Source organism: Salegentibacter tibetensis (assembly GCF_020164485.1).
Classification (GTDB): domain Bacteria; phylum Bacteroidota; class Bacteroidia; order Flavobacteriales; family Flavobacteriaceae; genus Salegentibacter; species Salegentibacter tibetensis.
The window spans coordinates 47,203-58,867 of record NZ_JAIQZA010000001.1 but is presented as its reverse complement, the minus strand read 5'-3'; the positions used below and the strand labels follow the sequence as shown (position 1 = coordinate 58,867).

At 39.6% G+C, this 11,665-nt stretch carries 7 protein-coding genes; 2 read left to right on the top strand and 5 right to left on the bottom strand.

The features are described from left to right. Positions 1 to 5: 5 nt before the first annotated feature. From polA to LB467_RS00240, 3 genes are all read right to left on the bottom strand, one after another. Positions 6 to 2,837, bottom strand: a complete 2,832-nt coding sequence (gene polA, locus LB467_RS00250; RefSeq protein ID WP_224472028.1) for a DNA polymerase I — start codon at positions 2,835 to 2,837, stop codon at positions 6 to 8. 110 nt (positions 2,838 to 2,947) lie between these two features. After that, positions 2,948 to 4,261, bottom strand: a complete 1,314-nt coding sequence (locus LB467_RS00245; protein ID WP_224472027.1) for a sugar MFS transporter — start codon at positions 4,259 to 4,261, stop codon at positions 2,948 to 2,950. A 149-nt stretch (positions 4,262 to 4,410) separates the two neighbouring features. Then, positions 4,411 to 5,382: a N(4)-(beta-N-acetylglucosaminyl)-L-asparaginase gene (locus LB467_RS00240; RefSeq protein ID WP_224472026.1), complete on the bottom strand. Its 972-nt coding sequence runs from the start codon at positions 5,380 to 5,382 to the stop codon at positions 4,411 to 4,413. Between the two features lie 203 nt (positions 5,383 to 5,585). Here LB467_RS00240 and LB467_RS00235 point away from each other — a divergent pair, with 203 nt between their 5' ends. Then, complete coding sequence (locus LB467_RS00235) at positions 5,586 to 6,812, top strand: metallophosphoesterase (RefSeq protein WP_224472025.1); 1,227 nt, start codon at positions 5,586 to 5,588, stop codon at positions 6,810 to 6,812. Positions 6,813 to 6,940: 128 nt separating this feature from the next. Continuing rightward, positions 6,941 to 7,237 (top strand): thioredoxin family protein, encoded by a 297-nt coding sequence (locus tag LB467_RS00230; RefSeq protein WP_224472024.1) that lies wholly within the window; start codon positions 6,941 to 6,943, stop codon positions 7,235 to 7,237. On the opposite strand, the gene LB467_RS00225 is transcribed toward LB467_RS00230, so the two are convergent. Then, positions 7,234 to 7,929, bottom strand: a complete 696-nt coding sequence (locus LB467_RS00225; protein WP_224472023.1) for a polysaccharide deacetylase family protein — start codon at positions 7,927 to 7,929, stop codon at positions 7,234 to 7,236. The genes LB467_RS00230 and LB467_RS00225 overlap by 4 nt on opposite strands. A gap of 155 nt (positions 7,930 to 8,084) precedes the next feature. Beyond that, the gene (locus tag LB467_RS00220; RefSeq protein WP_224472022.1) at positions 8,085 to 11,387 is read right to left on the bottom strand and encodes a DUF2723 domain-containing protein; all 3,303 of its coding nucleotides are present in this window, start codon (positions 11,385 to 11,387) and stop codon (positions 8,085 to 8,087) included. Positions 11,388 to 11,665 lie beyond the last annotated feature (278 nt).

Genomic DNA, 11,665 nt, shown 5'->3' with positions numbered 1-11,665 from the left:
CTTTTTTAATGCGCTTCCAGCCAGTTATTACCTTCCCCAAGTTCTACGTCTAAAGGAACTTCCAGCTTATAGGCATTTTCCATTTCGTACTGGATCATTTTCTTCACTTCCTGGACTTCCTCTTTATGGGCGTCAAAAACCAGTTCATCATGCACCTGCAACAGCATTTTGGTCTTAAATTTTCCTTCATCTAATTTTCTGTAGATATTAATCATTGCCAGTTTTATAATATCGGCAGCGCTTCCCTGTATTGGTGCATTGACTGCATTTCTTTCGGCTGCACCTCTAACCACGGCATTTTGTGAATTAATATCTTTTAAATAGCGTCTTCTGCCTAAAACAGTTTGCACATATCCATTTTCCCTGGCAAAATCCACCTGGTCAGCAATGTAGCCAGTTAGTTTTGGGTAGGTTTTATAATAGGTGTCAATAAGTTCTTTAGCTTCAGATCGGGATAAGTTGGTCTGGTTGCTCAATCCAAATGCCGAAACGCCGTAGATAATCCCAAAATTCACGGTTTTGGCGTTACTTCTTTGCTCACGGGTTACTTCATCTATATTCACATTAAAAACCTGTGCTGCCGTAGAAGCATGAATATCCTTACCATCCTTAAAGGCTTTTATCATATTATCTTCCTGACTAAGGGCGGCGATAATGCGTAATTCAATTTGAGAATAATCGGCAGCGAGAAGAATGTGATTTTCGTCCCGCGGAACAAAAGCTTTTCTTACCTGCCGACCGCGCTCGGTTCTAATTGGAATATTCTGGAGGTTTGGGTTGTTGGAACTTAGTCTCCCTGTAGCCGCAATGGTTTGCACATAATCAGTATGGATCCTGCCGGTTGCTTTTTGTACCTGATTAGGCAAAGAATCTACATAGGTATTCTGCAATTTCATCAAAGCACGATACATCAAAACATCTTCTACGATTTTGTGTTCTTTTACCAAATAAGAAAGAACATCTTCACTGGTAGAATACTGGCCGGTTTTGGTCTTTTTTGGCTTTTTAACCAATTCCATTTTTTCAAAAAGGATAAGGCCTAATTGTTTTGGGGAACTAATTTTAAATTCTTCCCCGGCTTCTTTATAAATACTTTGCTCCAGCTCTTTAATGTCGCTATCGAGAGCATCAGAAAGGGATTTCAGGAAATTTTCGTCCAGCTTTATGCCCTCCAGTTCCATTGCTGCTAAGACTCTAACCAGCGGAATTTCAATTTCATCAAAAAGCTTTCGGGTTTCGGCTTCTTTTAATTCCTGCTCAAAGAATTTTTTAAGCTGAAGGGTAACATCGGCATCTTCAACCCCATATTCGGTTTGCTCTTCCAGGGGAACATCCCGCATTGATTTTTGATTCTTTCCTTTTTTGCCAATTAATTCTGAAATAGGCTGCGGACTGTAATTTAAATAGGTTTCCGCAAGGATATCCATATTATGTCGCATATCTGGATTTATCAGATAATGTGCGATCATCGTGTCAAAAAGTTTTCCTTTTATTTCAATATTATATTTTGCTAAAACCTTAATGTCATATTTAAGGTTTTGCCCAATTTTTTCAATCTTTTCATCTTCAAAAAATGGTCTTAATTCTTCAATAAGTTCCTGTGCCTTGTCGCGTTCTTCGGGAAAAGGCAGGTAAAAACCTTTGCCGGTTTCCCAGGAAAAAGCGATCCCAACAAGTTTTGCTTCCAGGGCATTTAAGCTGGTCGTTTCAGTATCTATACAAACGCTGCTTTGTTTCATTAAATTCTGAAGAAATAACTGCCTGGCCATTTTTGTATTCAGGCTTTGGTATACGTGAGCGGTATCTTGTAAGGATTTCCTCCCGCCTGTGCTAGCTTCAATTTTTTCTGAATTATCGCTACCAAATAAAGAAAATTGTCCTTCCCCGGCTGTGTTGGAAACTTTTTTGGCTGAAGGAGAATTTGTAACCTGGGTTTGTTGCTGGTCTTCTTCACCCCTAAATAATTTTATAAACTGATCCCTTAGTCTCCTAAATTCGAGTTCATCAAAGATCTCCTGAACCTTATCGGCATCTGGTTGGGAAAGTTCATAATCTTCAGCGTGAAACTTCACATCACAATCGGTAAGAATAGCCGCAAGTTTTTTAGAAAGTATTCCCTGCTCAGCGTGGCTTTCTACCTTTTCTTTCATTTTTCCTTTTAACTGGTCTGTATTAGCCAGTAATTCCTCCATACTTCCAAATTGCTTCAGGAATTTTTTAGCGGTTTTTTCACCTACACCTGGAAGCCCCGGGATATTATCTACGGCATCGCCCATCATCCCAAGAAAATCTATCACCTGCTCTGGTCGCTCCACTCCAAATTTTTTCTGAACTTCTGGAATTCCCCAAATTTCAATACCGTTGCCCATTCTTGCCGGGCGGTACATAAAAATGTTTTCGGTTACCAATTGGGCGAAATCCTTATCTGGAGTTACCATAAAAACCTGGTAATTTTCTTTTTCGGCCTGCTGGGCAAGAGTTCCGATAATATCATCGGCTTCACATCCGGGCAGTACAACCACGGGAATGTGCATTGCGTTTAAAATATCCTGGATAATTGGGATGGCATCTTTTATAGGTTCTGGTGTGGCATCGCGATTTGCTTTGTATTCAGCAAACATCTCTGTTCTTACCTGGCTGCCTTCTTTATCGAAACAAACCGCAAGATGATCTGGTTTTTCGCGTCTTATTACATCAAAAAGGGAATTCATAAAACCCATTATTGCCGAAGTATCAAAGCCTTTAGAATTGATCCTGGGGTTTTTAATGAAAGCGTAGTAACCACGAAATATAAGTGCGTAAGCGTCCAGTAAAAATAAGCGTTTTTGAGCTGCCATGTATTTTGGAATATTATTTTTTTGAATATTCCAAAACTACAAAGATATTATCATACGGGCTTTAGGCGTTCCTAAAAACTTGTTCATTAAAATCTCAGCAATTGAGATGATTAGGTTACTGCTATTTTTCTTCTTTTATTGGTGTAAGCATAATAGAAAATGTAAGCATAGCAGGCCATTACCAGGATTAAGGCAACGTTGAAATTATAAGAATCGGTTAAAAAACCATAAGCCGGCGGAATTATAGCGCCACCAACGATCATAGTACATAGTACTCCAGATCCCTGCGCTTTATCATCACCTAATCCGTCTAAAGCAAGGCTGAAAATTGTAGGGAACATAATGGAGTTGAATAATCCAACTGCGATTATAGTCCACATAGCGGCCAGGCCAACTGAGAAATTTGAGATTAAGATCATCCCGATAGCCCCAATTGCGAAAATACTTAGGATTTTTGCAGGATTAAATATTGAAGTGAGGTAAGAGCCAATAAACCTACCAACCATTGCACCGGTCCAGTAGAAAGTGACAAAGACCCCTACAACGGCCATATCGCTGGAAGCTGAAACACCTGAAGTTAAGATCCATTCTGCGATGGTTCTCATAAAAGAAGTTTCTCTAACCGTGGCGGCAAGATCAAGACTTAAAAAATAGTTTACCATATAACTTCCAAGAGAAACTTCGGCGCCTACATAACAAAACAAGCCAATAGCGCCGAGAATAAGGTTTCTGTTCTTTAGAATTTTTCGATAGTCATTAGAGGCTTCTTTGTCGCCAACTTTCGGAAGTTTTACAAAAAAGAAAACCAGGGCAATTATTCCAATAAAAGCTGCAATTCCTAAAAACGGGGTTTGCACTGCTGCAGCTTCAGCCACTAAATAACTTTCCTGAGCGGGAGTATCCAGGGCTTCAATTTCTACGCTTGTTTTTACTTTATCCTGAAGAATAAAAAGTGCTCCCAAAGCCGGGGCGATAGCGGTTCCGAGGGAATTAAAAGCCTGTGAAAGGTTTAATCTGCTGGAAGCGGTTTTTTCGGGGCCAAGAATGGTTACATAAGGATTGGCCGCCACCTGAAGAATCGTGATTCCCGCAGCGAGCGTAAAATAACCTAACATAAAGATTCCGAAGACGCGATAGGAAGCTGCCGGATAGAATAGGAGGCAGCCCAGTGCCATTGTACCTAAACCAAGAATGATTCCCCGTTTATATCCTATTTTAGATAAAATATATCCTGCGGGAATGGAAAGTAAAAAATAGGCACCAAAAAAGGCAAATTGTACCATTCCTGCCTGAAAATATGAAAGCGTAAAAACCTCCCGAAGTCTCGGGATAAGAGAGTCAACGAGCACGGTGATAAAACCCCACAGGAAGAAAAGTATGGTTACAAATATAAATGCGGTGCGATAGGATTTTTTCTGTTCCATACATAAATAATTGTATATCTCGCTAAGAGACCCAAAAGGCAAAATTGAAATAAAGTGTCACGTCGAGCGCAGTCGAGACGTTTATGTTTGACCCTTCGACTGCGCTCAGGGTGACAAAAACTGTTTTTAGGTTTCTAAACGGATAAGCATTATAAATAATATTGGCTGGGTATATTTGTATTTTTGTTGTCCTTATACTTCACATAGGAATAGCCTTTATGAAGGCAATAGGAACCTATTTCCCCATTTTTGTCCAAAGCTAAGAAAGCCACCTGGAAATCTTTATAATTGGGGTTTTGTTTAACGATTCGATTTACAGTTATTTCACAGGCTTCCTGCGGGCTTTTGCCCTGTCGCATTAATTCAACAATAAGAAAACTTCCTACACTTTTCATAATTGCTTCGCCCATTCCTGTGCCAACGGCGCCGCCTATTTCATTATCCAGAAATAAGCCTGCACCAATAATAGGAGAATCGCCTACGCGTCCGTTCATTTTATAAGATAGGCCTGAAGTTGTACAAGCACCGGCAATATCGCCTTTTTCATCCAGGCAAAGCATTCCTATGGTATCGTGATTTTCGATATTGATAAGAGGTTTGTATTCCTTATTTTTCAGCCATTCTTTATAGGCTTTTGCAGATTCGGGGGTCAGGAGGTTTTCCTGTTCAAAACCATGTTGCCTGGCGAACTGGTCGGCGCCTTCTCCTGCGAGCATCACATGCGGGGTTTCTTCCATAACCTTCCTAGCAACTGAAACTGCGTGGGTGTTATTTTTTAAGTACACTACTGCTCCTGCGTCTCCGTTGGGTGCCATAATACAGGCGTCCAGGGTGACATTTCCTTCTCTGTCTGGTGCGCCTCCCTTTCCCACGGTGGTATTTTTAAGGTTGGCCTCCTCAACCATGACTCCTTGTTCAACTGCATCCAGCGCAGTCGCGCCCTGCTCAAGCATTTCACCGGCCCTGATGCTGGCATTGGGAAAGTTCCAGGTGGCTATACAAATAGGCGTAGTTTTTCCTTCTTTTCTAAAAGTAGCAGCATTTAAATTTAGGGTTCCTGGGAGAAGCCCGGCACCTGCTCCTGCTATTCCGGTAGCTTTAATAAAATTTCTTCGTTTCATTTTAAATTTAATATCTGTTCAAAAATCTTTAAAAATACTTCTTATTACCGGTATAGTCAAATTTTATAGCTCAACAACATCTCTGGCACTATTTAGGAGCGAAAAGTCATAAGTTTTAAGTCTAACACAGGCGTTAAATTAAACCTAAACGAAATTTATAAAGTTATGATTAAAAGTATATTCGCAAAAAATTTAGCTTGCTCATGCGTTGGATTATATTCATAGTTTTTTTTCTTTTCATAGAAATTTATGCCTACCAGGCTTTAAAAACACTAACCCGAAACTATTGGGTGGTGATTGTATATTTTTTAGTCACCGCAGCGGTCCTGGGAAATTTTTTGTATCAGTGGTTAACACCGGTTGAAGGTAGTGTACTTACCGGGGCACGGGGCTATGCTTTTGGGTTTTTGCTCTCGGTAATGCTTTTTAAACTATTTCTAACTTTAATGATGTTCGGGGAAGACATGTTTAGATTAGGAGTAGGAGGCTTTGAAAAATTGTTTTCTTCAGAAGATAGTTTTTCCCTGCCATCGCGTAGAAAATTTTTAAGTCAGTTAGCAATGGGTATTGCAGCTATTCCTCTGGCTTCGGTTTTATACGGAATGTACCAGGGAAAGTACAATTTTAGAGTGCTCAATTATACGCTTTATTTTGAAGATCTGCCCGATGCTTTTGATGGTTACCGTCTCAGCCAGATAAGTGACGTTCACAGTGGGAGTTTCGATAATAAAAACAAGATAAAATATGGTATAGACCTGCTTAATGAGCAGGAAAGCGATATGGTTGTTTTTACGGGGGATCTTGTAAATAATGAAGCTTCAGAAATGGAACCCTGGAAAGAAATGTTTGGGGAAATTAAGGCAAAAGACGGAGTTTACTCCATATTGGGAAATCACGATTACGGAGATTATAAAGATTGGAGTACTTCTGAAGAAAAAAAACAAAACCTGGATACTTTAAAGGAAACCCATGCCAAAATGGGCTGGAAACTTTTGCTTAATGAGCATAAAATTATTGAGCGAAATGGGGAAAGGATCGCTTTAGTAGGTGTTGAGAATTGGGGTGCCGGCGGATTTAAAAAAGAAGGTGATCTCGATAAAGCCGGGAATGGGCTAAGTGAAAAGGATTTTAAAGTATTGCTAAGTCACGATCCTTCATACTGGCAGGAAAAGATAAAGAAAGATAAAAAGAACTATCATTTAACGCTTAGTGGGCATACTCACGGGATGCAGTTTGGCATTGAAATTCCCGGGTGGTTTAAATGGAGCCCCGTACAATACCGTTACGAAAACTGGGCAGGAATATATGAGGAATTTGGACGTTATATTAATGTAAACCGCGGATTTGGCTATTTGGCTTTTCCCGGAAGAGTGGGGATTTGGCCCGAGATAAGTGTGATTGAACTCAAAAAAGGCTCAAAACCGGCATAATCTGCAGAATTTACTATATTTGAGTTAGTGATTTCTCCGGAGAAAATTATGAAGTGAACTTATGTATATCAAGTCTCACTTTAGTAAGTCAGGTTGAGGTATAAAATTGAATTTTAAAGAAAAACTACATGTCAAAATTTGGTGAATTAATAGATCTCAATATTCCGGTGTTGTTGGATTTTTATACCGAATGGAACGAGGATTCAAAGGCTATGAATCCGGTTTTACGCGAAGTTGCCGCTTCTATGGGTAATAAGGCGAAAGTGATTAAAATTGATGTAGATAAAAATTCCCAACTCGCCGAGGCTCTTAGGGTAAAAGCCTTGCCAACCCTTATGATCTATAAATCCGGTGAAATGAAATGGCGTCAAAGTGGCGAACAGGATGCTTCAACGCTGGTAGGTATTCTTAAAGAATATGTTTAAAGTGCCTTAAAGCTGAATCCCTTTTCAGCATAATATTCCAGAACTTTTGGTAATGTATAGTTTAAATTTTTAAAGGCTTTCTGACTATCGTGAAAAACAATGGTGCTTCCTGCTGAAGCATTTTTTATCACGTTTTTAAAACAGTTTTCTTCAGAAATCCGGGAATCAAAATCCCCGCTTAATACATCCCACATTACAATTTTATAATCCAGTTCTATAAGTTCTGAGGCCTGTGAATTTTTGATTTTCCCGTAAGGGGGGCGGAAGAGTTTCAGGTTTGCTTTTGTAATATCTTGATTCTTGATTCTTGATTCTTGCATTTTATCTCTATTCCTCCTGCACTCTTTTCTTATTTCTAAAATTATTTCTTCTGCCTTAAGTACATTCTCAACATACACATCGGTTTTGTTTTTCCAGCCGTTTAAATGATTAAAGGTATGATTCCCTATGCTATGGCTTTCCTTTATTAGTTGCTGAAATGTTTCAGGGTTTTTCCTGATATTATCACCTATACAAAAGAAAGTGGCCTTTGCATCATATTTCTTTAGTTCAGCTAAAACCCAGGGCGTGATTTGGGGAACAGGGCCATCATCAAAAGTTAGGTAAATACTTTTTTCTTCCTCGAGCCGTGTAATTCGGTTTGGGTAGAGTTTTCTTAAGATTGAAGGGTATTTTATAAAAAACCGGTTCATAGGAAATGAGCTATTTCAGCAGAGAGTGGAGTCCAGGTGTTTTTTAAAAGTAGCAGATTCTAGTATTTCTGGAAGATTTTTTGCGACTCCGTTTTGAATAAGAAGTAAACCCGCAAGATTTTAAACCTTGCAGGCATCTTTCTTAGTAAGTTCAATTAGTTTTCTTCTGAAGAATCTATTCTAAGCGAATTGCTGCCCTGATTTAGTTCCGGGTTCACTCCTTCTTCAAGTAGTGTTTCTTGAGGATCTGTCGGAGTTATTTCTTCTTCCTCACCATAAAAATGGCGGAACATTTCCAGGTGTTCATTAAACTCATCGGCTTTTTCCTTGAGGATTTCTTCGTCCTGATGCACTACTAATAAATCTACCAGTGCACGGTAGCGTTCAATATTTGATACAATTTCATTGAAATTGCGATACTGCCGGTCTATATCCCAACTGCTGTAATATTCTAAATATTCCTGGTAATTAGTCGCGATTTTCTCCCAGAGTTCCCTGGCTTTTTCGGGTTCTCCGACTTCATAATAACCGCTAACATAAGGTTCTAACAGTGCGTAATATTTGTAATGCTCTACAGGCATATTTTCCATAGCCAGATCAAGAACTTCTTTAGCACGGGTGGTGTCCTGTTCGTTTAACAGGCTTTCTACAAGTCTGGCCAGGTTGCTCCTGTAGGTAATTGAATTTCTACGCGTTTCGGTATCGTGATAAATATCGTCTGATCCCATATTACCCCAATCCCAGTTCATTACAATATCGTACATCTTGTCGGTATTGATACGACCCATATCGTAAGGGTTTCTGGGATCTACTGGAGTTTTTATAGGCACCAGTTTGTAGGCCACACCTTCAAGCTGAAGATATTCCTTCATCCAAAGGAAATCTTCATCGTTAAAGCTTCCGCCAGAAAAATAAATTGGTCTTTCCCAGTTATTATTACCCAGAAGATCCAGCATCAGTAGTGTATTCTTATAAATAACCTGAGAATCTATGTTGATCACAATTTCATCTACAATTTGATCGGCAAAACGTTCATCTACGATCCCATTTGCTATAACCGTCTCCTTATCTACCGGAATACTGATGTTTTTGGAAGGAAAAGTGCTTATCATCTGGCCGCTTTGCAGCTCAGCTTTGGTTCTTGGATCATTGTTTTGAATATAATTCAACCAGGTTTTTATAGGGAGCGTATCTTTGGTGACTTCTCTCGCAAAAACCGCATCGTTGACGCCGTTGTAATCTTCGTTCTCAAATTGAGACGGAATTGGGTCGCTATCAAAAGCTTTTCGCTTCATCTGGTCTATATACCAGTCGGTTGCAAAAAGGCTTGTATTTACTACCCTTACATCGGTTCGGTAGCGTTCAATTTGCTGCACATACCATAGCGCGAAAGTGTCATTGTCACCAATGGTGAATATAATACCGTTTTTGTCTACAGAATCCAGGTACATTTTTGCCATAGTAAGGGTAGAATCCCTTCCGCTCCGGTCGTGGTCGTCCCAGTTTTCTGAAGCTAAAAGTACCGGAACCGCTAAAATTGAAGCAGCAATTACTATTGGTGCTGCGAGTTTTGGTTTTAGGAATTTTTTGGCCCAGTCAAAGAGGGCGTAAGCTCCGAAGCCAATCCAGATCGCAAATACATAGAAAGATCCAACTAATGCATAATCCCGTTCCCGGGGCTCGAAAGGCCTTTCGTTCAGGTATATTTTCAGGGCGATTCCCGTAAAGAGGAAAAACACGATTAAGACCCAGAAATTATTCTTATCGCGTTTAAAATGAAAAACGAGTCCGATTAAGCCTAGAATTAAAGGCAGAAAATAATAGGTGTTTCGGGCTTTATTATTTTTAACATCGCTTGGGAGATTGTCTTGCGGACCAATATGCATCTCGTCTATAAACTTGATACCGCTAAGCCAGTTTCCGTGCGTATCGGTATATTTTCCCTGATTATCGTCCTGGCGTCCTACAAAATTCCACATAAAATAGCGCCAATACATATATCCAATCTGGTACTCCAATAAATAAGAAATATTAGAAGCGAAAGATGGTTTTTCTATATTTAGATAATCTCCAAATTGCCTTAAAAAGCTGTGATAATCGGTATTATCCAGTTCTCCCTGAGCATACCTGTTTTGAAATTCGTTTACCGCACTTACTAATCTTTCTTCACCCTGGTATTCCTGTTTTATAGTGAAATCCAACGGGCCGGTGAAATCCATATAATTGGCTGCGTGCTGGGAACTCCAAAGCCTAGGTAAGAATCCCTTATGGGAATCGTCCAGGTTTTGTTTTGCATTTTTATAGTCGTTTACAATAATATATTTCCCGGCTTCCTCGTCTTTTTCATATTTAGGTTTAGCATCGGTATAGGGATTGTCTTCATCTAAACCTGCATACACTTCAGAAAACTGAGGGCCGTAAAATAAATGTGTTTCCCCGTATTGTTCCCGGTTATAATAAGCTAATAATTCACGGGCATTATCGGGACTGTTCTCATTTATTACCGTGGGTGCGTTAGATCTTATAGGGAGCATTACCCAGCTTGAAAACCCGATGAGGATAAAAAGAATGCACAGGAATAAAGTATTTAGCTGAAAATAATCTTTCTTTCGGGTGTAGTTTATTCCGAAGTAGAAAGCCGCCACGATCACTAAAAGTGCGATTATTGTACCGGTATTGAATGGTAGCCCCAGCGAATTGGTAAAGAACAATTCAGAAGCAGCAAAGAAAGTAAGCGTGTAGGGCAGAAGTAACTTGAAAATAAACATCAAAACAGCCACCACAACAATATTGGCAACAATAAAATTCTTGACCGTAACCTTTTTATAATTTTTAAAGAAGTATAAAAACCCGATAGCAGGAATGGTAAGCAACCCCATGAAATGAACTCCAAAAGAAAGGCCTACAACCAGCGAAATAAGTATCAGCCAACGATTACCTCTTGGCTTAAACATATCGCGTTCCCAAAGTAAACCTAAATAGAACATAAGCGCCATAAGACAGGCGGCCATTGCGTAAACTTCGGCTTCAACGGCACTAAACCAGAAACTATCGGTGAAAGTAAATGCTAAAGACCCAACCAGGGCGCTACCCAAAACGGCTATTTTATTAGCGGGTTTTAGTTTTTCAACAGGCCCGGCAACCTTTAAAACCAGTATACTTATAGACCAGAACATAAATAAAACTGCAAAAGCACTGGCGGCTCCAGACATGAAGTTAACCATAAGTGCAACTTGCGATTTATCTGGCGCAAAAGTTGAAAAGAATGCTCCAAGCATTTGATACATTGGCGCTCCCGGTGGGTGTCCTACTTCAAGATTTGCGGAAGTTGAAATGTATTCTCCTGCATCCCAAAAACTTGCTGTGGGTTCTAAGGTGAGGGTATAAGTAGTGAGTGCAATTAAAAATACCAGCCATCCTAATATTTTATTCCACTTCCTAAAGCTAAAATCTGTCATTTGCGCGTGATGTTGAGTCTTATGTGGCGAATTTAATAATAAAATTATGAATGCTCGATAATCGAGATTTAAATGCTTCGAGGCTTGCCCGAATCATTCAAGCGGGCTTGCCTTGAAGTCAAGATATTTTTTCATTAATGCCTCTAGGGGCTTAGCCCGAGGTAGTTCAGTAACGGACTTTAAAACAGAATATTTTCTGATAAGACTGAAAATAAAGCTGTTTCAGGACTCTAATTTTAATAGATATTTCGGCGAAAATAGGCTTCAGGAAAAATTGG